This is a genomic window from Microbacterium psychrotolerans (assembly GCF_031085295.1).
GTDB lineage: Bacteria > Actinomycetota > Actinomycetes > Actinomycetales > Microbacteriaceae > Microbacterium > Microbacterium psychrotolerans.
Map to the genome: position 1 here is coordinate 1 of NZ_JAVFWO010000008.1, position 22425 is coordinate 22425.

General features: G+C 67.7%; 17 protein-coding genes. 8 read left to right on the forward strand and 9 right to left on the reverse strand.

Going from position 1 to position 22425, the window contains the following annotated elements:
* Positions 1-168: 168 nt before the first annotated feature.
* From Q9R08_RS19465 to Q9R08_RS19485, 5 genes are all read right to left on the reverse strand, one after another.
* Entirely contained in the window at positions 169-1929 is a 1761-nt protein-coding gene (locus tag Q9R08_RS19465) for a CocE/NonD family hydrolase (protein ID WP_308869843.1), read from the reverse strand.
* A 145-nt stretch (positions 1930-2074) separates the two neighbouring features.
* Positions 2075-2605 (reverse strand): hypothetical protein, encoded by a 531-nt coding sequence (locus tag Q9R08_RS19470; protein ID WP_308869844.1) that lies wholly within the window; start codon positions 2603-2605, stop codon positions 2075-2077.
* 479 nt (positions 2606-3084) lie between these two features.
* On the reverse strand, positions 3085-4173 hold the full coding sequence (locus tag Q9R08_RS19475; RefSeq protein WP_308869845.1) for a VanZ family protein: 1089 nt from the start codon (positions 4171-4173) through the stop codon (positions 3085-3087).
* A gap of 176 nt (positions 4174-4349) precedes the next feature.
* The gene (locus Q9R08_RS19480) at positions 4350-5075 is read right to left on the reverse strand and encodes a Type 1 glutamine amidotransferase-like domain-containing protein (protein ID WP_308869846.1); all 726 of its coding nucleotides are present in this window, start codon (positions 5073-5075) and stop codon (positions 4350-4352) included.
* 240 nt (positions 5076-5315) lie between these two features.
* Entirely contained in the window at positions 5316-5951 is a 636-nt protein-coding gene (locus tag Q9R08_RS19485) for a DUF305 domain-containing protein (protein ID WP_308869847.1), read from the reverse strand.
* Positions 5952-6198: 247 nt separating this feature from the next.
* Between Q9R08_RS19485 and Q9R08_RS19490 the strand changes: the two genes are divergently transcribed.
* The 4 genes from Q9R08_RS19490 to Q9R08_RS19505 all read left to right on the forward strand — a co-directional run bounded on the left by Q9R08_RS19490 (position 6199) and on the right by Q9R08_RS19505 (position 10947).
* Positions 6199-8403, forward strand: a complete 2205-nt coding sequence (locus tag Q9R08_RS19490; protein ID WP_308869848.1) for an alpha/beta hydrolase-fold protein — start codon at positions 6199-6201, stop codon at positions 8401-8403.
* A 143-nt stretch (positions 8404-8546) separates the two neighbouring features.
* Complete coding sequence (locus tag Q9R08_RS19495; protein ID WP_308869849.1) at positions 8547-9593, forward strand: LacI family DNA-binding transcriptional regulator; 1047 nt, start codon at positions 8547-8549, stop codon at positions 9591-9593.
* A gap of 220 nt (positions 9594-9813) precedes the next feature.
* Complete coding sequence (locus tag Q9R08_RS19500; RefSeq protein ID WP_308869850.1) at positions 9814-10551, forward strand: alpha/beta hydrolase; 738 nt, start codon at positions 9814-9816, stop codon at positions 10549-10551.
* A gap of 78 nt (positions 10552-10629) precedes the next feature.
* Positions 10630-10947 (forward strand): hypothetical protein, encoded by a 318-nt coding sequence (locus tag Q9R08_RS19505; protein WP_308869851.1) that lies wholly within the window; start codon positions 10630-10632, stop codon positions 10945-10947.
* Between the two features lie 141 nt (positions 10948-11088).
* On the opposite strand, the gene Q9R08_RS19510 is transcribed toward Q9R08_RS19505, so the two are convergent.
* The gene (locus Q9R08_RS19510; RefSeq protein WP_308869852.1) at positions 11089-11982 is read right to left on the reverse strand and encodes a GAP family protein; all 894 of its coding nucleotides are present in this window, start codon (positions 11980-11982) and stop codon (positions 11089-11091) included.
* Positions 11983-12200: 218 nt separating this feature from the next.
* On the opposite strand from Q9R08_RS19510, the gene Q9R08_RS19515 reads away from it, so the two are divergent.
* Together Q9R08_RS19515 and Q9R08_RS19520 are read left to right on the forward strand one after the other, a co-directional pair.
* Positions 12201-13646: a glutamate/gamma-aminobutyrate antiporter GadC gene (locus Q9R08_RS19515; protein ID WP_308869853.1), complete on the forward strand. Its 1446-nt coding sequence runs from the start codon at positions 12201-12203 to the stop codon at positions 13644-13646.
* 17 nt (positions 13647-13663) lie between these two features.
* A complete protein-coding gene (locus tag Q9R08_RS19520) occupies positions 13664-15058 on the forward strand; it encodes a glutamate decarboxylase (protein WP_308869854.1) in 1395 nt (464 codons plus the stop codon).
* A gap of 60 nt (positions 15059-15118) precedes the next feature.
* Here Q9R08_RS19520 and Q9R08_RS19525 read toward each other — a convergent pair whose 3' ends face one another.
* Entirely contained in the window at positions 15119-16051 is a 933-nt protein-coding gene (locus Q9R08_RS19525) for a LysR family transcriptional regulator (RefSeq protein WP_308869855.1), read from the reverse strand.
* Positions 16052-16127: 76 nt separating this feature from the next.
* On the opposite strand from Q9R08_RS19525, the gene Q9R08_RS19530 reads away from it, so the two are divergent.
* Both Q9R08_RS19530 and Q9R08_RS19535 read left to right on the forward strand, forming a co-directional pair.
* Positions 16128-17861, forward strand: coding sequence for an L-aspartate oxidase (locus Q9R08_RS19530; protein WP_308869856.1), 1734 nt, complete (start codon positions 16128-16130; stop codon positions 17859-17861).
* A gap of 134 nt (positions 17862-17995) precedes the next feature.
* Entirely contained in the window at positions 17996-18349 is a 354-nt protein-coding gene (locus tag Q9R08_RS19535) for a hypothetical protein (protein ID WP_308869857.1), read from the forward strand.
* Between the two features lie 111 nt (positions 18350-18460).
* Here Q9R08_RS19535 and Q9R08_RS19540 read toward each other — a convergent pair whose 3' ends face one another.
* On the reverse strand, positions 18461-18889 hold the full coding sequence (locus Q9R08_RS19540; RefSeq protein WP_308869858.1) for a VOC family protein: 429 nt from the start codon (positions 18887-18889) through the stop codon (positions 18461-18463).
* 68 nt (positions 18890-18957) lie between these two features.
* Entirely contained in the window at positions 18958-22362 is a 3405-nt protein-coding gene (locus Q9R08_RS19545; protein WP_308869859.1) for an error-prone DNA polymerase, read from the reverse strand.
* Between the last annotated feature and the right edge of the window lie 63 nt (positions 22363-22425).

Below are 22425 nucleotides of genomic sequence, written 5' to 3' on the forward strand. Positions count from 1 at the left end.
CCCCCCGCGCAGCTGGTGAGGCTCGAAGTCGAGGATCAGATCAAGACCGGCATCAACGACGGTTCGAGTATCGGCGCAAGCTCGTTCGGCCTCGAGCGCAGTGGTCCACATCCGCCCCCGTGTTCCCGTCGGCGGCGCCTGCGAACAGATACCGGACCGGTCCCCCGCTCACGAGCCGTTGCGGCTCGCTCTGGCGCGCCCTATCGGTGCCGCTGTGCGTGATGTAGCCGAATCGGAGCCGTTCGTGACGTGGGGTGCGGGGATGATGGGGATCACGAGGTGCGAGGGGTTCTCTCGTGACCAGTGGACGGTGTACCGGGTTCCGCGAGAGCACGATCGGTAGAGCGCGGGGAATGCGCCCGTGAGCGGGTTCCGGGGTGAGAGTTGGCGTCCGGACACATGGAAGACGAGCGCTTCGCCGGCGCGGAACAGTGTGGCGGATGGTCCGAGCTCGATGCGCACCTTGACGATCTCGCCCGGATGGACCGGTCGCCGCGCTCGGTAGTCGTGGTCGGGGATGTGCGGATCGGTGTTCGTCTGGTCGCGGAAGCGTCCGTCTTGCCAGCCGGTGGTCACGAAGTCCCGACCGAAGCCGTACGACCCTTCGAAGGGCACGAACCTCCCGCCCGATTCCTTCGACACGGCGACGAACAGGGGCAGGTCATGCCCTCCTGTCCTCGAGATGCACAGCTGTGCCGACATGGGGCCGGTGACTTCGGTGTCTCGTTCGAATACGTGACGGAAGGAGAGGGCCCTTCGTCGCGCCGCGAAAGTCGCCCACCCGTCGACCACGTCGGAAGCGGTGAGTACGCGGTTGCCGTCCCGCTCGGTGAGGGCGAGGGTAGTCCACTGGGTCCGCGCGAGAGGCCACTCCTGTTCGTCGCGTATCTCCACGACATGGTCACCGCGGTCGCGTATCTCCAGACGCACTGGCGGCAGGGCGGGGATGTCGGCGCGCTTGAGATGACGATCGAGGAAGGCCTTCTGCGCGGCCCGGGCATCATGCCCTGAGAAGGTCGTCCATTTGCCGCCCCGATGTGTGTAGAGGTGCCGTTCGGCGGACGAGGCGTGGGCGAACGCGCGCATCGACCCACGGGAGTGGAGGTTGTTGTCGGAGAAACTGCCGCAGACCAGCATCGGCACAAGGATGCGCTCGAGATCCGGCGCCAGCGATCTCCACCACTCGTCGTCGAGTGAGCGCGCACGGGCCCGTGCCCCGATGTCGACAGTCTGCCTGGTGGTGCGGCGGGTGATCGTGGTCCAGATCCTCGAGAATCCGATCTCCCGCACCCCGCCCGGGTAGAAGAGGTCGCGGTACGCGTCAGTGAACCCCTCCCACGGAACGATCGCTCTGAGTGCAGTTGGCTGCAGCGCGGCCACCTTGTACTGCGAGATCGCGAGGTACGACACCCCCAGCATCCCGACGTTGCCATCGCACCAAGGCTGATCGGCGATCCAGTCGACCACCGCCCGGATGTCGTCCGCCTCCTGATCGGACAGCACCGCACCCCGCCCACCGGAAGTGCCCGCCCCGCGCACGTCGAGGTTGACCACCGCGTATCCCTGAGATGTCCACCAGTCAGGATCCGGCGCCTCCCAGCTGGTCTCGGCTGAGATGCGGACGGGCGCCGGTTGCCTCAGCATCCGGAACTGGAAGTTGAGGCGCCGACCCGACCGCGAGTTCACGGGCATCACGTCTTTGCCATAGGGGTGAGCGCACAGGATGACCGGTGTCGGCGCCTCGCCCGTGCCGCGGTACACGTTGGCTCTCAGCACCACCCCGTCCGGCATCTCGATCGGCACGTCGCGATCAGCGCGCAAGTGATCGCCGGGCGGGTGGACCGTGACGGGAGGGCGAAGGATGCCGCGCACGCGCGCCAACGCGTAGCCGACCGCGCCGGGACGGTGCCACGGCGTGGTCGCTCTCATGCACGCCTCCTTCCGTGGTGCGACCATACCGCCCGTACGGATACCCACAGGTCTCCCCCCAAAGCCGGCCATCACGGTACGGTCTTGGCGTCATACCGGGATCCGCATGCGGACTGCAGCCGCGCGGGGGGGGGCCGCCGCGCAGCTAACGGGCTGGCCGCAGCTTCACCGACTGGTCGATCAGGCTCGTGTTGGCGAAGCCGCCGCCGTAGCCGTAGGCGCTGGCGAACGCGTTGAAAGCAGCGTTCCCGGGATTGAAGAGGACTCCGTTGGAGGATCCGATCTCGAACGTCCACGGGCTCGGTGTCGGTCCGCATTCGAGCAGGCTGGATCCGGTCCCTTCGGCGACACGATAGCCCCGGCGTTGCACCACGTTGACCTCGACGTAAGCGATGGCGGCGTGGTCGCAGGTGACCGCTCCTTGCAGAGTCACCACGCCGTCGTGGGTGACGGTGCCGGAGTCGACGCTCACTGTGACTTCGGTGACCGGCGGTTCAGCTTCCTGCAGATTGAGCACCAAGGTCCCGCGGTGGCCGACCTGGCCGACGTCGGCGGCCGCGACGCCGTCGCCGGCGGGCACCGCGGCCCCGGCCGGACTTGCCACTGCCAGTGCGGTTGCGGTGGCGAAGGCCAGTCCTACGGCCAATGTCCGCAAGGGTTTGATGTTGGACACCACGGTCCCTCCCCAGTGATCGAGTTGTTCGCACGCGAAGGTCGCGAGCGGCCTTGGTCTCGAGCACAGGCGGGACGCCACGCATGCCGGGTCGGATGCTGCTGCGGCCAAGGCGTCTGTTCTCATTGTCCTCTTCTCACAGAATTGATGAAGAGGCATCAGCGCGGCGGTGAAGTACCGCCGAGGGGATCGCGAACGCCGGATAACGTCGAGCTATGAGCGACGTACTCCCATTGAGTCCCGACGAGTTGCTGACGACGACCCGCTCCGTGCGGCGACGGCTCGACCTCGAACGACCCGTGCCGGTCGACATCGTCTGACGCTCAGACGTGGCACTGGATCGTCATCACCGATCCGGAGAAGCGTGCGGCGATCGCCGGACTGTATGCGCGATCCTTCGCCCGGTATCGCGCGTCCCGAAGGCGTCCGTTCACCAGCGGGCCGTACGTAAGCGGATCCTCGTGCGCACAGCGGCGCAGTGGTCACGCATCGACACGGTCGCTGGTCGAGGGGAGTGCTGTTGCGCCCTCTCTCGCGTCAACGATCTGCTGCCCGGATGCCAGGCCTGGCAGGCCTCGGCCACGTGCTGTCGTGAAGATGAGAATGAGGCTGATGAGCGCGAAGGATCCCATGAAGACGGTACTTGGCGCCGGGACAAGTCCGAGGAGGAGATAGCCGCCGATACCGCCAAGGTAGCGGAGTACCCGAGCGATCGGGCCCGGGACAGATCCACCCTCGTAACGCAGGTCAACTGCGATGTCCCCCAGCGTGCGACCTGTCAGCAGCACCAATATGAGCCATACGACAACGGGTACCCAAGCTGCCATAGCGGACGCGATGTCTCCCGCGATGACTGCAGGGTGGTCGTGCGCAATGTACTCCAGCCACAGCTGAGTCAGGATGCCCGCGGTCAGGGCGACGAGCGATGCGCCGAGCCAGTCGCAGAGCATTGCGGTGAAGCGGCGACCGCGGGTCACCGGGCGGGGCTCGCTCGCATCGGCGCGCTTGCTCATTCCACGGTATCGGCGCGGCACGACCAGTCCCACGACAGAGCCGAGCAGTGCACCAATGGTGTTGGTCAGCATGTCGTCGACGTCGAACACCCGGTACGCACACGGGTACAGGCCCCAGACGCCGGTGAGTTGCGTCGTCTCGATGAATACGGATAGTCCGAGCCCGACGAGAAGAGCGGTGAAAATGCCACGCCCGCCGAGAACGCGCAGGAAGAAGCCGAGGGGCATGAACAGCAACACGTTCATGAGCAACTGCAGCACGACGGTATCGGTGAGGGTGTTGCCGGGCCTGGCAATAGCGCCGCGAATATCGTCCACGAACTCCAGCAGGTTGATGTTCGTTCCCACGCAGACGACGGCATCTGGGTCCGGAAGCGGCAGCAGCGTGTAAGTCCAGATCGCCCAGAAGTAGACGAGAAAGGCCCCCCACAGGACGAAGCGTCCGATCGTGAGTCCACCGCGTCGCCGGTAACTCACGGCCACGAACGGCACGAACAACACGAGCCCGGCGAGCACGCCCAGCACAATGGCGACGACTCCGAGCGTGACCTGTTCCATCAGAGCAACTTTATTTCAGCTTGCCCGGGACTCGTGACGTGCCCGCTCAGGTCTGGCGACGACACTCTCGTCAACCGTGCCCACGCAGCGCGGTCCCGCTCTCGTCTCGCGTTGGTCTGGCGGAATCCGCGCGAAAGGTGGGAGGCCCGACAGATGCGAGGGACTTCGGGACGCCCTCAACCGCCGATCGTGGAGACCAGCACGCCGCCCTCGGCCGGCAGCACACGCCAGACGCTGCCTTTGCCTTCGACCCGGAGCCCGCCGTCGCCCACGATCAGGGCCGTGCGCTCGTCGACGCCGAGCCCGCCCGCGACCAGCCCGGACTCGACGGCGGCGACCAATCGGGACAGCATTCCGCGCTCGGCCACGTGGACCTCGATGGCCACGTCGACGAGGCCGATGCCTGCCTCGATCTCCAGTTCGTCGCCCGCTTCGCCGGGGTCCTCCGGTGAGACCACCACGCCGCCGATGCGCGAGCCGCCTCCGAGCGAGCCCTCCGCTGCGATCATCGCTCCGGCCGAGACGCCGAGGTAGGGCACACCGCCGGCAACCAGCCGGCGCAACTCGCCGAACACCGGCTCGAGCCCCGCGCGCACGTCCTCGACGACGCCGCCGCCCACCGCGATGCCGTCGACGTCGGCGATCGCGTCGAGCCCGATCGGCTCGCCGCGCCGCCCGGCGGTCAGGTGCACCTCGATCGCGGGTCCCGTTCCGGCGCCGGCCAGAAGCTCGCCGAGCGCCGCCGCCTTCTCCTCGGCCTCGGGGTGCAGTGAGATCACGGCGACGCGCGGGCGCGCGCGGCCGGCGTGGCCCGCTCGCAGCGCCGCTTCGGCGACGAACGGCGCGTAAAGCGGGGCATCCGCGGCCGTGGTCGCGCCGCCGCCGATGAGGTGCACGCTCATGCGGCATCGCCCCCAGCTGCGACCGCAAGCGCTGGTGCCGCATCACGGAAATGGTCCGAAGTGAGGATCTCGCGGCGGATTCCGTCGATGCCGGAGCCCGCGTCGTTCCCATCGAAGGTCATCCGAAGAGCCTACGCGGGTGGGAGTCTCGGCGGCGCCCGCGCCGGTCCGCGTCAACCGTCGGGGGCAGCGATCGAAGGCGGAGTTGCAGCTCTGAGTGACTGCGCGAGCGCCGCTGCGTCAGATCTCGGCGACCAGTTCCTGCAGGGTCGCGAGCTCGGCGGTGTACACATCGATGATCCCCTGCGCCACCTCGAGGGCGTCTGGGTTGATTCCCTCATCCATTTCGGTCTGGGCCATTTCCACGGCCGCCTCGTGGCCCTCGATCAAGCCTTCGAGGTAGAGCCGTTCGGCTGCCGAGCCGTCCGCAGCCTCGAGTGCTTCCAGGTCGCCTTCCGACATCCAGCCGCCGTCATCGTCGTCATCGTCGTCACCCTCGGCATCGTCGTCGATCTCCCACTGGTCGAGCAGGGATTCCATCCGCTCGATCTCGGGCTCCTCGGCGTCCCGGATCTGCTCGGCGATGGTCAGCACCCGCTCGTCGATGCCGTCCTTGGCCAGGATCGCCTCGCTCATCTCCACCTCTTGCTCGTGGTGCGGGATCACCATCGCCACGAACATCGCGTCGGCGTCATTGAATTCGCCGCCCGTCTCGACCGTCGGCGATGCTGACCCTGGCACCTCTTCCCTGTTCATCCCGGGCGGCGAGTCACCACCGTCGGGGCTGCCGCACCCAGCCAACGTCAACGCGAGCGCCAAGGGGACGGCGGCGAGCGCGATGGCGCGCTTCGAGGAGGTTGTCGGCGACATGTTCATGAGCGTCGCTCCCCTACCCGCCAATCGCATATGGGTTGGTCTGCGAACTCGCGCTGTGATATAGCCGCGCCTCCTTCATGGACCAATCCACTATTGCAACGTTGTAGTACACCGGTGTACCTTCGCTCGTACTACACCGGTGTACTACCTCGCCATTCCAGCCGCAGAAGGCTGCTCGCGGGGAGCTCGTGCGCCGAGCAGCGGGTGTGCGGAGTTGCCGCTGCATCCTTCGAAGAAAGGCTGTTCAATGAAGAATGAAACCGGGGTTCGTTGGCCGCGTGGCCTGCGAGCTCGGGCAGCGACGGGACTCGTCCTCGCTGCTTCGCTCGTAGCACTGACGGCGGCCCCCGCCTCAGCCGCTCCAGATCCGTGGGAATCGCAGTCGGGCATCTATCACCGCTTCACGGTTCCCAAGTCGACCGTTCCGTCGAATGCCTGCGGCAACTCGACGGGTGCGGGCGCTGAGATCGAGGGCAATTTCGGGCCGTCGAACACGTGGGCGCGAATGGGGCTCGACGCGAGCGGCTCGAACTGTTCCGCGAACATCGGCCCGCTCCAGCCCGGCCTGTACTACTACCAGTACGTCGCTACCATGGCCGACCGATCGAGGGTCGCCTTCCGCAACCCCGACACCCCTGTCGAGGTCACGTCGCACCCCGACTGGAACACCCTCTTCATTCCCGGGCCCGAGGTCGCCTGGATGGACGACGTCGCCGCGGGAGGCGGCTCCGTCGCCGAACTGACGTACCAGTCACCGGTGACCCAGTCCGAGCAGTCGGTGGCGGTGTGGACGCCGCCGGGGTACACCACCAAGACAGCCAAGGCGCTCCCCGTGCTCTACCTGCTGTCCGATCAGGGCCAGTCGTTCCGCGAATGGCTCGAACTCGGCCGCGCGCGCCAGATCCTCGACAACCTCGCGGTGAACGACGACTTGACCTCGATGGTCGTGGTGATGGCCGACGCCGGTGACGCGAACCCGGGGAAGGAGCTGCTGGACGGGATCGCCCCCGCCGTCAAGTCCGCGTACAACGTGTCGAGCAAGGTGAAGGAGACCGCGATCGCCGGCATAGGGCGCGGCGCGGCGCAGGCTCTCGAGCTCGCAGCCGCCAAGCCCGGCGTCTTCGGTTCGGTCGGCTCGCTGTCCGGCTACCTATCCGACAGCACCGCGGTCACCGCCGATCTGGCTCGCAAGATCAACGCCAAGACCGATCTGCTGCGCTTCTACGTCGGCAACACGCTCGACCCGAACTACAACGGCACCTACGAGGCCATGACCGCGCTTCAGCAGGCAGGGGTTCGGCTCGAGTTCGACGGCGTGCACCCCGAGACCGGCGGGGTCTGGGACACCTGGCGTGAGAACCTGCGCGACTTCGCGTCGCGGGCCTTCCAGCCGAGCGTCAAGGACCATGGACTCAGCGAGGGTCACCGACCGCTCACCGAGCCCTACACCGCGCCCGAGGCGGGGAGCATCACGACCCCGAACATCGACGAGAACGGCATGGTCACCTTCGAGACCGGCACCCAGTGGGCCGACGCCGAAGACGTCGTGCTGTGGGGCGACTGGGCTCCGAACGGGCAGTGGTTCCGCATCCCGCTCACCAAGGAGGGCGACCGCTGGCGCACGACGATCGGACCGATCGACGGCTACTACTACTGGCGCTACGAGGTGAACGGCGTCGCATTCCACGACCCTCAGGACACGAAGAACGTCGTGAACGTCGAGAGCCAGCTGTTCGTCCCGGGTGGCGTGCGCACGCCGCTGCTGGCGGATGCCCCGGCCGACGAGAGCGGACAGCTCGCGACGCTCAGCTACAACGGTGCGTTCGGCGCCTCGAAGCTCAAGGTGTGGACGCCGGTCGACTACGACCCGAACCGCGCCGAGCCGTATCCGGTCCTGTACCTGTACCACGGCTTCGGGCAGAACTACGCCGCATGGACGGAGATCGGCAGGGCAAGCCAGATCCTCGACAACCTCTACGCGCAGGGCAAGATCAAGCCCATGGTCGTGGTGATGCCGGGGTACTCGGGTGCGCCCTTCGACATCTGGAACGAACTGTCGGGCAATGTGATGCCGCTGGTGAAGTCGCAGTACAACGTGTCGGAAGACCCGGCGCAGCGCGCGATGGCGGGTCTGTCCTGGGGCGGCTTCCTCACCCACGGCACGCTGGTGAACCACCCGGGTCAGTTCGGCTACTTCGGGATGTTCTCGCCGCCGTTCACCGCCGCGACGCTCGATCCGTCGACGCCCGGTGGCCAGACGGCCATCGCCACAACGAAGTCGGTCACGCTGTTCGCCGGCGACGTCGACACCGGTGCCGTCAACGCGATCAACGGCATCGAGTCGTCGATGAGTGCCAACGGGATCCCGGTTGCGAAGACGGTCGTTCCCGGACCGCACGGCTTCGACGTGTGGTGGCAGGGTCTCATCGACTTCCTGCCGCGGCTCTTCTAGCCGATCGACAGGTGTGCGGGGTGCCGGCCGTCGTCGGCCCCCGCACTCCTCTATCTGCGCTCGAGCCTGGCCTGCTCGGTCAAGCGGCAGCGAGGCAGCGCTGTAATACGCTGACCACTGACCCGACGGGAGGCGGTAGAGCCATGGCACGCAAGGCGAGCGGGTCCGCGACGATCCGCGATGTCGCGGAACTCGCAGGCGTGTCGATCAAGACGGTCTCCAACGTGCTGAACGGCTACCCCTACATCCGGCCCGAGACCGATGAGCGCGTCCGCAACGCGATCCGCGAACTGCGCTACCACGTCAACGTCTCGGCACGGAACCTCAGCCGCGGACGCACCGGCGTCATCGCGCTCGCGCTGCCCGCCCTCCGGGGCGTGTACTTCGCCGAGCTCGCCGACACCATCATGCGCGAGGCCGCCAAGGTCGGTTTGACCGTCTTCATCCAGCAGACGAACGACGAGCGGGATCGCGAATTGAGAGTGGTCAACGGCAGCTACCGCTCGATGGTCGATGGTGTCATCTACTCACCATTGGCGTTGGGACAGCAGGATGCCGCGCTCTTCGACGTGGACTTTCCGATGGTCCTGCTCGGAGAGCGTGTCTTCGACGTCGGCGTCGATCATGTGACGATGCACAACGTCGACGGCGCAAAGGCTGCCGCGGAACACGTCATCGCGCGCGGGGCGCGCACCATCGTGCCGCTCGGCGCGAAAGCGGATCAGTCGACGAGCAGCGGAACGCTGCGCATGCAGGGCTTCCTCCAAGCGCTCGAGGCCCACCGTCTCGAGGTCGACCCGCGCGCGATCATCGGGGTGCCCGACTATTTCCACGCGACAGGCGCCGCAACCATGGCTGAGATCCTCGACCGCGGCGTCACGCCCGACGCCGTCGTCGCCTTCACCGACACCCTCGCACTCGGCGCGCTTTCGACGCTGACCGACCGAGGCTTCCGGGTTCCCGACGACGTGCAGCTCATCGGCTTCGACAACATCGAGGAGACGAACTACTCCAGCCCTCCCCTGTCAACGATCGACCTCGGCCGCGAGGCCGTCGCCGCCAGCGCTGTCGCTCTCCTCGAAGAACGCATTCGCCTTCGGCTCGACGGCGTCGGGAAGGACGATCAGCCCCCTCCTCGCAAGATCGTCGTCGACTTCCGCCTGGTCGAACGACAGTCGACGCTGCGCTGACGGCGCCGGTCCTGCCGGAGCGGTGGCGCGCGAGAGCGGCGCGGCGCGGTGCGGGGGGTGCCGCACCAAGCCTGCGCTGCTAGGCTCCAGACCGCCGTGCGACAGAGCGAGGAGGTGATACCCATGAACGAATCGACGTGGGTGCTCCTCTCCAGGATCACGGTCGGGCGATAGGTCGCTCGGGGGCGCCGCTCAAAGCGCACTCCCGAAAGGCACGACCATGCACTTCACTTCAGAACAGCGACTCGACGACGCCGTCATCGAGCGCGAATTCCTCCTCGGCGGCATCCCCGGCACCCTCTGGACGCCGGCAACGGCATCCGCTTCCGCTCCTGTCCCCTTGATCCTGATGGGCCACCCCGGCGGACTCGGCCCGATGTACCCGCGCCTGGCCGCCCGGGCGAAGAGCTCAGCCGCGCAGGGCTTCGCCACCGTCGCCATCGAGCTGCCGGGTGCCGGCGACCGGCCGCGTCTCGCGGGCGCGGACGAAGCCCGCGCCGACCTGCGTCTGTCGCTGCAGGCGGGCGAGCCCGTGACCGGCGACATCGTGGACCGTCTCGTCCTTCCCCTGGTGGAGTTGGCCGTCCCGGAATGGCGGCGCACATTGGATGCCGCGCTCTCGCTGCCAGAGATCGCCGGCCCCGTCGGCTATTCGGGCGGGCCGATCGCCATCGGCATCCGTCTGGCCGTTGTCGAGCCGCGGGTCGTTGCCGCCGGACTTTTCGCGGGCAGCTACGTGCCCGCTTCGACGTTCGAGGAAGCGCGGCAGCTCACCATCCCGCTGCACGTGCTGCTGCAGTGGGACGACCAGGGGAACGACCGGCAGATGGCGCTCGACCTCTTCGACGCGTTCGGCTCGAAGGAGAAGACGCTGCAGGCCAACATGGGCGGGCACACCGGCGTTCCGCCGTTCGCCGGTGAAGACGCCGCCCGCTTCTTCGCCCGGCACCTGAGCTAGCGGCGGGCGGTCCGCCGGCTCCGACAGGAGGCGGCGGACCCTCTCCCGTTCAGCGAGCCCGGCCGAGAGGATGTCGGTATGAGCGATGAGCAGAGCATCGTCCGCATGTGGCGTGGAGTGATCCGCACCTCGGACCGGGACGAATACGTCGAATACGTCGAGCGCACCGGCATCGACGAGTACCGCTCGGTGCCGGGGAACCGAGACGCGTGGACGCTGACGCGCGAACTCCCCGACGGCCTCACCGAGATCGTGACGGTCTCGCGGTGGGACAGCCTCGAGAGCATCCGCGGCTTCGCCGGCGACGACATCGGGAAGGCGGTCTACTACCCCGAAGACGACCGGTTCCTCATCGAGCGCGACGACACCGTGCGCCACTACGTGCAGCGCAGCTGATCCCGGCGTCACACGATCCGTGTAATCTCTGACGGATGCCGCCGGGCCGCGTCGACGCCCGGCCACCGCCATCGCTTCTGGCGCTCCGCGCGTCGTCCCGCCGCTTCCGCCGCTTCCGCCATCGTAGGAGCGGCGGGCCTGCTACAGCCGCGAGATCCCCATGCCGACGATGAGCAGACCGATCACCACGAGGATCGCGCTGGTCAGCAGGCCGCCGTTGGTCTCCATCCACTGATGCGCCGCGATCAGCTTCGGCTGCATCCGCGTCGGCGAGGCGGCGGTGACGATGATCGGAAACGCGACGGTGGACGCCGCGACCACGGTGTAGATGATCACCGGAATGATCGCCAGGCGGACCGAGCCCGCGTCGGCGTACAGTGTCAAGCCGGCGGCCAGGGCGAGCACGATGCCCTTGGGCCGGAGATTCAGGATGAACCCCAGCCCGAACGCCGACCAGGCGCCCATGTTCGCCTCGGCGCGCATCCACTTCGGGGTCGTCGCCACCACTCCGCTCTTGCGTCGACGAAACCAGGAGAGCACCCCGAGCACCATCGCCGCCACACCCAGAACGATCTCCACGATGGCGACGGCGGTGTCGGGCTGCCGCTCGAAGCGCGAACTGGGGAGCACGGTCGCGAACAGCGCGGCGATGGAGACCGTCACGACGATGCCGATCACCCAGCCGATCAGAAACGGCACCGCCGAACGGGTGCGGTTCGGAGACAGGAGGATGAGGATCGTCATCACGATGGGGACGGAGCTGATGGCCACCGCGGCAGCGATGATCAGCAGGTGACCGATAGTCGACACGACCGCCCTTCCCAGCCCCGGTCCATGAGCCCGGCTCCTCATCGAAGTGAAGCACAAAATGTGGCTCCCGGGCGGCCCGGATCGACGGCGCGGCGAGAGACGGGCACGAATGGCCCCCGCAATGCGCAATGAAGCCCGCCGCATCCAAATGCCACGGTCGATGCGTCGCAATAGGATGTGGCAATTGTCATCACCCGTGACTGGTGAAGTGTGATCGATATTCACGCCGCAGGGTGCAATTGGCATTGTGAATGCCCCGCGAATTTGATTGACAGCACATCGAAACCGGGAGTAGGCATGGTCCGTACCGTCGTCGACGAACCCTCGCCAAGAGTCCGCCGTCGACCCAAATGGACCCTGGGGGGTCCTCGACGGCAGGGGAACTGAAGATGGCTGACGGCGTAAAGCGGCCGACTACGTCGGTTCACGCGAAGACCACAGGAATGTCCTGGATCACGATGGCGATCCTGATCGCCACCGCGGTCGCGAGTGTTCGAGGGCTCCCGGCGATGGCCGGCTATGGCTGGGCCTCGATCTTCTTGTACGTCCTTCCGGCGATCGTGTTCATGGTCCCGGTGGCGCTCGTCGCCGCGGAACTCGCGAGCGGCTGGAAGGGCGGCGTATTCGTCTGGGTGAAGGAAGCCTTCGGCGATCGGATCGGCTTCAGCGCTATCTGGCAGCAGTGGATGCAGAACGTCGTCTGGTACCCCGCGCAGTTGGCGTTCTTCGCGTCGGCGCTGGCTTACGTCTTCAATCCGGACCTGGCGTCGAACGGCCTGTTCACCGGGCTCGTGATCCTGGTGGTCTACTGGCTGTCGACGTTCATCGCCTTCGGCGGGGTGAAGTCCTTCGCCGGTGTCAGCAAGTGGGGCTTCCTCGCCGGCACGATCGTGCCGTCGCTCGGTCTGGTGCTCTTCGCCATCCTGTTCCTGACCTCGGGCGGCAAATCGGAGCTGCCGCCCGCGTCGGAGGGGCAATGGCTGCCGACATGGACGGGAATTGCGAGCATCGTGCTGATCGTCAGCAACTTCCTCTCGTACGCCGGCATGGAGATGAACGCCGTGCACGTCAACGAGATGGACAAGCCGGGCAAGCAGTTCCCGAAGGCGATCCTGCTCGCCTCCATCGTCATCCTGATCGTGTTCATCTTCCCGACCCTCGCGATCTCAGTCGGGGTATCGCCGTCCAGCGTCAATCTGACACAGGGTGTGCTGCAGGCGTTCGACGTGTTCTTCGGCCAGCTCGGAATGCCGTGGATGACGACGGTGATGGCGCTGCTCATCGTGTTCGGCATCCTCGCCTCCGTCGTGACCTGGATTCCCGGCCCGAGCAAGGGCCTCCTGCTGGTGGGACGCCAGGGTTACCTCCCGCCGAGCCTGCAGCGGACGAACAAGAACGGCATGCAGGTGCCGATCATGGTGGTCCAGGGCGTGATCGTGACGATCCTGGCCATCCTGTTCGCCGTCGTGCCATCGGTGCAATCCGTGTTCTGGATCTTCTCGGCGATGGCCGTACAGCTCTACCTGATCATGTACATGATGATGTTCCTCGCCGCCATGAAGCTGCGACGCACGCACCCCGACGTGAAGCGCGGCTTCCGCACGCCGGCCATGGGACTCATCGGATGGCTCGGCTTCCTCGCCAGCCTGCTCGCGTTCCTCATCGGGTTCGTCGAACCCACCGGCAGCACGATGGGCCAGCTCGGGTACACCCTGCTGCTGATCGGCGGCATCGTCGTGCTCGGCATCTGGCCGTTCATCATCTACATGTTCCGAAAGGACAGCTGGAAGGTCTATCCCGACGAAGTCCATGAGCACTCGGCCGAGGAGGCGGGCGCCACCGACGCCGCGGCCCCGACCCCTGCATCCACTCCCAAGACCGCGAACTGACACCGGAGACCACGAAAATGCTGCACAAGAAGGACGACGTCCGCGACGAGCTTCTCGATGAGGTCTTCGCCTCGGGAGACCTCTCGGTATCGCTGCCGAAGTATCGGATGCCGCAGAAGGAGCATCTCGCCGCCCACGCCTACCAGGTGGTGACCGACGAGCTGATGCTCGACGGAAACTCCCGCCAGAACCTCGCGACGTTCTGCCAGACGTGGCTCGAGCCCGAGATCCGCGCGATCATGGCCGACACGCTCGACAAGAACATGATCGACAAGGACGAGTACCCGCAGACCGCCGAGATCGAGGCGCGTTGCGTCCACATCCTCGCCGACCTCTGGAACTCGCCCGACGCGGAGAACACGCTCGGCACGTCGACGACGGGATCGAGCGAGGCGGCCATGCTCGGCGGGATGGCGCTGTTGTGGAACTGGCGGGCGCGGCAGCGCGCGGCCGGCAAGCCGACCGACAAGCCGAACATGATCTGCGGCCCGGTCCAGGTCTGCTGGCACAAGTTCGCCCGGTACTGGGATGTGGAACTGCGCGAGATCCCGATGGAGGGCGACCGCTTCATCATGAACGCCGAGGAGGTGATCAAGCGCGTCGACGAGAACACCATCGGCGTCGTCCCGACTCTCGGTGTCACCTTCACCGGCCAGTACGAGCCGGTGCACGAGGTGAGCGACGCGCTCGACAAGCTCCAGGAGGAGAAGGGGCTCGACATCCCGATCCATGTCGACGGCGCGAGCGGCGGCTTCATCGCCCCGTTCACGCTGCCCGAGCTGGTGTGGGACTTCCGCCTGCCGCGCGTGAAGTCGATCAACACGTCCGGCCACAAGTTCGGCCTGGCGCCGCTCGGCGTCGGCTGGGTCGTGTGGCGGGATGCCGCGGAACTGCCCGAGGACCTCATCTTCAACGTGAACTACCTCGGCGGCAACATGCCGACGTTCGCCTTGAACTTCTCGCGGCCGGGCGGTCAGATCGTCGCGCAGTACTACAACTTCATGCGACTCGGGCGCGAGGGCTACCGCAAGGTGCATCAGTCCTGCCACGACACGTCGATGTTCCTCGCCGAGGAGATCGCCAAGCTCGGCCACTTCGACATCATCAACAACGGCGGCGCCGAGTCCGGCATCCCGGCCGTGTCGTGGAAGCTGAAGGACGGGGTCGATCACCCGTTCACGCTCTTCGACCTCGCCGACCGGCTGCGCACGCGCGGCTGGCAGGTCCCCGCGTACACGATGCCGGCCGATCGGCAGGACCTACCCGTGCAGCGGATCCTGGTGCGCCAGGGCTTCGGGCGCGACGAGGCGTCACTGCTCATGGCCGACTACCGCGCGGCGATCGAGCACTTCGACAAGCACCCGATCGTCAACTCGATGACCGAGGAGGAAGCAGGCAGCTTCCACCACTGACGACCGTCGCCGGGCGGTGACCTCCATCGAGTCGATAGGGGCAGCGCCCGGCTTCGTCGTTCATGCGGGGTCGGCCAGGCGGGTGGTCGCCTCCGGCCGCGCTGCGAGTGCGGCCGCGGTGCGCACGATCGTCTGCTGCATGACCTGTACCCCCGGCGTCGGAGCGATGTCGGTCACTCGCGCGATGCTGATCGTGCGGGTCAGCGTGGGCTCCGCGAGACGCACCGCCCGAAGGCCCTTGCGCTCGATCATCACCATCGCGGGCACGATGGCGACGCCGATCCCTCGCTCGACGAACCTGAGCACGGCATCCATCTCCGCGCCCTCGATGACGGCGCGGGGCGACAACCCTGCCGCTTCGAAGGCGGCATCCGTCGTGCTGCGCAGGTCGTACGTCGAACTGAAGACGACCTGCGGCAGCTCCGCGACCTCGCGGAGGGTGATGCTGTCGCGCGAGGTCAGCGGCGGTGCGTCGCCGGACGAGATGACGACCAGCTCTTCGAGCAGCAGCGGGGTCACGGTGAATCTGTCGGTGGATGCCCCGCCCGACGTCGTGATCAGCGCGAGGTCGAGCTCGCCACCGGAGAGAGCGTCGAGCAGTCCGCGTGAACCGCGTTCCGTGATGTGCAGCTCCACCCCGGGGTGCGCGCTATGGAACGCGCCCAGCACCTCGGCGACCAGGCTGATGCAGAGCGTAGGCGTGGCACCGAGGCGCACGCGTCCGCGCCGCAGCCCGGCGAGCGCGTCCAGCTCGCGTCGGACGGATTCCGCGTCGGCCAGCATGCGGCGAGCCAGCGGCAGCAGTGACTCACCGGCCGAGGTGAGCGTGCTGCCCGCTCGAGCACGGTGGAAGAGCTCGGCGCCGAGATCCTGCTCGAGCGTGCCGATCTGACGACTGAGCGAGGGCTGGGCGAGGTGCAGCTGCTCGGCGGCCCGCGTGAAGTTGCCGAGTCGAGCGACGGTGACGAAGGCGCGGAGCTGCTCGAGATTCATACTCATAGCGTAGCGCTATCGATTTGAGCAGGAAGATGCATTGGAGTTATCGTCGTCCGATACCTACCGTGGGATCGTGAGCACTTCAGAGCGCCAACTTTCCACCACCGTCCTCGTCATCGGCACCGGGGGTTCCGGTCTCCGCGCCGCCATCGAACTCGCCGAAGCCGGGGTCGACGTCATCGCCCTCGGCAAGCGTCCGAAGTCGGACGCCCACACCTCCCTGGCTGCCGGGGGCATCAACGCCGCGCTCGGCACGATGGATGCCGACGACAGCTGGCAGCAGCACGCGGCGGACACGTTGAAGGAGAGCTACCTGCTCGCCAACCCCCACACCGTCGAGATCGTCACCTCGGGCGCTGCCCGCGGCATCGAGGACCTCGAGCGGTACGGCATGCCCTTCGCCCGAGAGGAGGACGGCCGCATCTCGCAGCGCTTCTTCGGCGCCCACACCTACCGTCGCACCGCCTTCGCGGGCGACTACACCGGTCTCGAGATCCAGCGCACCCTGATCAACCGGGCGGCGCAGCTGCAGGTGCCGATCCTCGACACCGTGTACGTCACGCGGATACTCGTCAACGACGACGGCGCCGTGTTCGGCGCGTACGGCTTCGACCTCGAGGACGGCACGCGCTATCTGATCCACGCGGACGCCGTGATCCTCGCGGCCGGCGGGCACAACCGCATCTGGCGTCGCACCTCCTCTCGACGCGACGAGAACACCGGAGACTCCTTCCGCCTCGCCGTCGAAGCCGGCGGCCGGCTGCGCGACCCCGAGCTCGTCCAGTTCCACCCGAGCGGCATCATCGAGCCCGAGAACGCGGCGGGCACGCTCATCTCCGAAGCGGCACGCGGCGAGGGCGGCATCCTGCGCAACGGCCTCGGCGAGCGCTTCATGCATCGCTACGACCCGGAGCGCCTCGAGCTCTCGACGCGCGACCGCGTCGCGCTGGCCTGCTACACCGAGATCAAGGAGGGGCGCGGAACTGCGAACGGCGGCGTCTGGCTGGATGTCTCGCACCTTCCGCGCGAGACGATCATGACGCGGCTGCCCCGCGTGTACCAGACGATGCTCGAGCTGCAGATGCTCGACATCACCCAGGAGCCGATCGAGATCGCGCCCACCGCCCACTACTCGATGGGAGGCGTCTGGGTGCGCTCGTCGGACCACTCCACCGACGTGCCCGGCCTCTACGCCATCGGCGAGGCCTCCTCCGGCCTGCACGGCGCGAACCGCCTGGGCGGCAACTCGCTCATCGAGCTCCTCGTCTTCGGGCGCATCGTCGGGCAGGCGGCCGCGGACTACTCCGCGTCGCTGCCGGCACAGCGTCGCTCGGCGTCCGCCGTGGCCGCCGCGCGGTCCGAGATCTCGGACCTGCTCGCCGCATCGGGAACCGAGAACGTGCGGGCGCTGCAGCGCGCCATCCGCGACACGATGACCGAGCACGCCGGCGTCGTGCGCGACGAGCAGGGACTTCTGGCCGGTCTCGCGGAGCTCGACGCCATCGAGGCGCGGATGGCCGACATCGGCGTGCACCCCGACATTGCGGGGTACCACGACCTCGCCCACGCCTTCGACCTGAAGTCGGCGGCTCTCGCCGCACGGGCGACCCTCGAAGCGGCACTCGAACGCCGCGAGACCCGCGGCTGCCACAACCGCAGCGACTACCCCGACATCGACCCCGAACTGCAGGTGAACCTCGTCTGGTCGCCCGAGACCGGTGTCGTCCGCGAGCCGATCCCGCCGATCCCGGCCGAGATCGCCGCACTCATGCGCGAGGTGTCGGTCGCGGGCAAGCTCGTCGAGTAGCGATTTCGCCGCCACCGCAGCACGCCTCCACTCGTCACACTCGGCCCCACCGCGCCTTCGGTGATCTGTAGCCCGTTCGCCGACATGCTGCAACCCCCAGAGGTGTCTGGGCGCCATGCGAGTAGAAAGGCAGAGTGAAGAGAGTGACGTACGCGGGAAGCGAATTCGTGACCGGGGATGACATCGCGTCGGCACTGCTCAGCTGCGGTCGGGCGCTGGCGGAGGCCGGCGAGGCCGAGGCCGTGACAGTTCCGTCATGGGAGCAGGACGGCACGATCACCGGGGTGATGGTGCTCATCGGCCCGGCGAGCCAGATCGTCGTCCAAGAAGCGCATGTCGACGCCGATGAACTCATCGACGTCTCTGCGATCGCCCGGCTCAATGCCATCGAACGCCGTCTGAGGCCGGTCGCGGCCTTCGACGTCGACGGTCGGAGTGACGGCTGGGACGGCGACAATCGCAGCCAGTCCTGGGACGGCGAGATCTGACGGGTGCGAAGATCTGACGACCTGACGATGTGACGCGCCGGCATCCCGCTCCCGAGCGAGCGGGATGCCGGCGCGTGCGGGGCACCGACGGTGCCCCCGTCGGATCGCGCGCTACTGCAGGCAGAACTCGTTCCCCTCGGGGTCTTTCATCTGAAAGTAGCTCTCGGGCCATGGACCCCACGTCTGGTCGACGAGGCGGACGACCTCAGCTCCCAAAGCGACGAGACGATCCTTCTCAGCGTCGAGCTCTTCCCGCGTCGGACGCCGGCCGGGTGTGGCGCTGATGTCGAGGTGCAGCCGATTGCGCCCGCGTTTCGTCTCGTCGGCGTGGTGGAAGAACAGCCTCGGCCCCACCCCTTCGGGATCCTCGGCCAGCCCGCGCTTGGCCAGATCCGCCTCCGTCAGTCCGGAGGCGAGCAGCTCGTTCTTCAGCGGCTCGTCCCATGTGGCCTCGGGATAGCCGAAAACGGCGGCCCAGAAGCGGGCGAGCGCCGGAGGATCGTCGGCATAGAACGTGATGTTCCCGAGCTTGCCGGTCATGACGACCTTCTCTCCCACGGCGTCGTCGCCGCGACATCCGTCACCCTAGACCTCTCCCCGGACACACGTCAGCGGAAGTCTCTCGCGCGGTGCTGCACACCCACGCGGAGGTCTTCGAAGCGGTCGGCGATCAGGTTCGTCACTCCCTCGGCCGAACGCTCCAGGATTCCGCGGGCGATGAGGGCGGGCGAATCGCGCACGACGCGGCGATACCTGTTCCAGACGCCGAGCGAGCACACAACGTTCACGAGGCCGTGTTCGTCCTCGAGATTGAGGAAGGTGATTCCGGATGCCGTGGCCGGCCGCTGCCGGTGGGTCACGAGCCCTGCGACCTCGACGCGGCGCCCGACCTCGTGGCTGCGCAGTTCGCGAGATGTCAGGACGCCGCGACCGTCGAGCCCGGAGCGATAGTGCGTCAGCGGGTGGTCGTCGGTCGAGATGCCGGTGGCCCAGAGGTCGGCGGCCAGGCGCTCGTAGCTGGTGGGATCGGTGAACAGCGGCGGCTGTACCGCGATAAGCGAGTCCGGCAGGAACTCGGGGCGATCCTGCGCTGCGGATCCGGCCAGCCAGATCGCCTCTCGCCGGCTGAGACCGAGGCACTCGAACGCCCCTGCGGTGGCGAGCGCCTCGACCTGCGTGGCCGTGATGCTGGTGCGCCGCACCAGGTCGCGCTGATCGCGGAACAGGCCGCCGGCCTCGCGAGCCGCGACGATACGCTGCGCGACAGTCGTGCCGATGCCCTTGACCCCGGCGAGGCCGAGCCGCACCGCGTACCCGCCGTCTCGCCGATGCGCCGCCGACTCATCGGGCGCGTCGAGGTCGAAGAGCCCGACCGGCGGCTGGTCGCGCTCGAGGCAGGAGTCCAGGCCCGAGTGCCCGGCGCCGTCGACGCGCTCGAGCACGGCCTCGGCGCCCGACAGGTGCAGGTCGGGCCGACGCACCTCGACGCCGTGGTGGCGCGCATCGCTCACGAGCGTCGCCGGCGAGTAGAAGCCCATCGGCTGCGCCCGCAGCAGCCCCGCGAGGAATGCCGCCGGGTAGTGCAGCTTGATCCACGAGCTGGCGTACACGAGCAGCGCGAACGACAGCGAGTGCGACTCGGCGAACCCGAAGTTCGCGAACGCCTGGATCTTGGCGTAGATCGCGTCGGCCTCCTCCCCCACGAGCCCGTTCTCGGCCATGCCCGCGTACAGCTTCTCTTTGAGCGAGTCGATGCGCTCCACTCCGCGCTTGGATCCCATCGCCCGTCGCAGCAGATCGGCGTCCTCGCCGGTGAGCCCGCCGACGGCCATGCCCATCTGCATGAGCTGCTCCTGGAACACCGGGATGCCGAGCGTGCGCTCGAGCACCGGCACGAGCTTGGGGTGGGCGTAAGTCACCTTCTCCTGCTCGAGCTTTCGCTTGACGAACGGGTGCACGGCCCCGCCCTGGATGGGTCCGGGACGGATGAGCGCGATCTCGATCACGAGGTCGTAGAACCGCCGCGGCTGCAGGCGCGGGAGGAGGCCCATCTGCGCGCGCGACTCGACCTGGAACACCCCGATCGAGTCGGCGCGGCACAGCATGTCGTAGACCGCCTTCTCCTCCTTCGGGATGGTCGACAGCTCCCAGTCCTCCCCCGTCGAGGCGCGGATCATGTCGAAGCAGTACTGCAGGGCGGCCAGCATCCCGAGCCCCAGCAGGTCGAACTTCACGAGCCCCATCCAGGCGGCGTCGTCCTTGTCCCACTGGATCACCGTGCGGTTCTCCATGCGGGCGTGCTCGATCGGCACGACCTCGCCCACCGGCCGGTCGGTGAGCACCATGCCGCCGGAGTGGATGCCGAGGTGCCGCGGCGCCTTGAGCAGCTCGGACGCGAACTCGAGCACCTGATCGGGGATGTCATGGCCGGCGCCCGTCTCCAGAAGAGCACCCCACCCTTCGATCTGCTTCGACCAGGCGTCCTGCTGGCCAGGCGAATGTCCCAGCGCCTTGGCCATGTCGCGCACGGCGTTCTTGGGTCGGTACTGGATGACGTTCGCGACCTGCGCGGCGCGGTCGCGCCCGTACTCCTGGTAGACCCACTGGATGATCTCCTCCCGTCGATCGGAGTCGAAGTCGACGTCGATGTCGGGCTCCTCCTCGCGCAGGCTCGACAGGAAGCGCTCGAAGGGCAGGTCGTAGCCGATCGCGTCGACCGCCGTGATGTCGAGCAGATAGCAGATCGCACTGTTGGCCGCCGACCCCCGGCCTTGACAGAGGATGCCGCGGCGCCGCGCCTCTTGGACGATGCCGTGAACGATCAGGAAGTAGCCGGGGAAGTCCTTCAACTCGATGACGCCGAGCTCCTTCTCGATGCGCGCCCGGTTCTCCTCGGTCAGGTGGGGGTACTTGCGCGGCACCGCATCCCACACGAGCTTGCGCAGCCACGACATCGGCGTGTGCCCCTCGGGGACCTTCTGCTTCGGCAGCGCGGGCTTGGCCTTGCGCAGTGGAAAGGCGAGCTCGTCGGCGAGCGTCACCGTGCGTGCCACGGCATCGGGGAACCTCACGAACCGCTCCGCCATCTCTGCGCCCGACCGCAGGTGCGCCCCGGCGTGGGCCGGGAGCCAGCCGTCGAGCTCGTCGAGCCCGCGGTTGGCGCGCACCGCCGCGACGGCCGCGGCGAGCAGCTGCCGCTTCGGCACGGCGTAGTGCACGTTGTTCGTCGCCAGCAGCGGCAGCCCGCGCTCGCGTGCGAGCCCCACGAGCACGTCGTTGTCGCGGGTGTCGAGCGGATTGCCGTGGTCGATGAGCTCGACGTGGACGGCATCGCGCCCGAACAGCGTCACGAGACGGTCGAGCTCGTGGGCGGCGGCATCCGCTCCCGCCTTCCCTGGAGCCGAGGCCAGCGCACGGCGCACGGCGCCCTTGCGGCATCCGGTGAGCACCGCCCATTCCCCGGCGGCTTGCGCGGCGAGCTCGTCGAGGTCGTAGACCGGACGCCCCTTCTCGGCCCCCTGCAGCTGCGCGTGGGTGATCGCACCCGCCAGCCGGTGATAGCCCTCCTCGCCGCGGGCGAGCACGAGCAGATGCGCGCCGGCCGGATCGGGCTCGCCGTTCTGCGGTTTCGGAAGCTCGAGCGACAGCTCGGCGCCGAACACGGTCTTCAGCTGCAGCGCCTCGGCGGCCTCGGCGAACCGGACGATGCCGTAGAAGCCGTCGTGGTCGGTGATCGCGAGGGCGTGCAGCCCGAGGTGCTCGGCCTCTTCGGCGAGCTCCTCCGGTGAGGAGGCGCCGTCGAGGAACGAGTACGACGAGTGGGCGTGAAGCTCGGCGTACGGGATGGCGTCTGCGGGACGCTCGATCTCGGGTGCGACGTACGGTCCGCGCTTGCGCGACCACGCCGGGCTGTCGCCGCCGTCCGCACCGACCGGCGGCGCCTCCGGCCTCCGGCGACCGCTCAGCACGCGCTCCATCTCGGACCACGGAACGCCGGGGTTGTTGAAGCCCATCAGCCCTCACCCGCCGCCGCTCGATGGTCGAGGCGTCTCATCTCGCCCGCCGTCGCCCTTCGA

Excerpts from the sequence above, each read along its gene's own strand:
- Q9R08_RS19505 (WP_308869851.1), top strand. The coding sequence starts at position 10,630 with ATGAGCGATGAGCAGAGCATCGTCCGCATGTGGCGTGGAGTGATCCGC.
- Q9R08_RS19515 (WP_308869853.1), top strand. The coding sequence starts at position 12,201 with ATGTCCTGGATCACGATGGCGATCCTGATCGCCACCGCGGTCGCGAGT.
- Q9R08_RS19540 (WP_308869858.1), bottom strand. The coding sequence starts at position 18,889 with ATGACCGGCAAGCTCGGGAACATCACGTTCTATGCCGACGATCCTCCG.
- Q9R08_RS19520 (WP_308869854.1), top strand. The coding sequence starts at position 13,664 with ATGCTGCACAAGAAGGACGACGTCCGCGACGAGCTTCTCGATGAGGTC.
- Q9R08_RS19485 (WP_308869847.1), bottom strand. The coding sequence starts at position 5,951 with ATGAACATGTCGCCGACAACCTCCTCGAAGCGCGCCATCGCGCTCGCC.
- Q9R08_RS19490 (WP_308869848.1), top strand. The coding sequence starts at position 6,199 with ATGAAGAATGAAACCGGGGTTCGTTGGCCGCGTGGCCTGCGAGCTCGG.
- Q9R08_RS19495 (WP_308869849.1), top strand. The coding sequence starts at position 8,547 with ATGGCACGCAAGGCGAGCGGGTCCGCGACGATCCGCGATGTCGCGGAA.
- Q9R08_RS19475 (WP_308869845.1), bottom strand. The coding sequence starts at position 4,173 with ATGGAACAGGTCACGCTCGGAGTCGTCGCCATTGTGCTGGGCGTGCTC.
- Q9R08_RS19525 (WP_308869855.1), bottom strand. The coding sequence starts at position 16,051 with ATGAATCTCGAGCAGCTCCGCGCCTTCGTCACCGTCGCTCGACTCGGC.
- Q9R08_RS19545 (WP_308869859.1), bottom strand. The coding sequence starts at position 22,362 with ATGGGCTTCAACAACCCCGGCGTTCCGTGGTCCGAGATGGAGCGCGTG.
- Q9R08_RS19465 (WP_308869843.1), bottom strand. The coding sequence starts at position 1,929 with ATGAGAGCGACCACGCCGTGGCACCGTCCCGGCGCGGTCGGCTACGCG.
- Q9R08_RS19500 (WP_308869850.1), top strand. The coding sequence starts at position 9,814 with ATGCACTTCACTTCAGAACAGCGACTCGACGACGCCGTCATCGAGCGC.
- Q9R08_RS19480 (WP_308869846.1), bottom strand. The coding sequence starts at position 5,075 with ATGAGCGTGCACCTCATCGGCGGCGGCGCGACCACGGCCGCGGATGCC.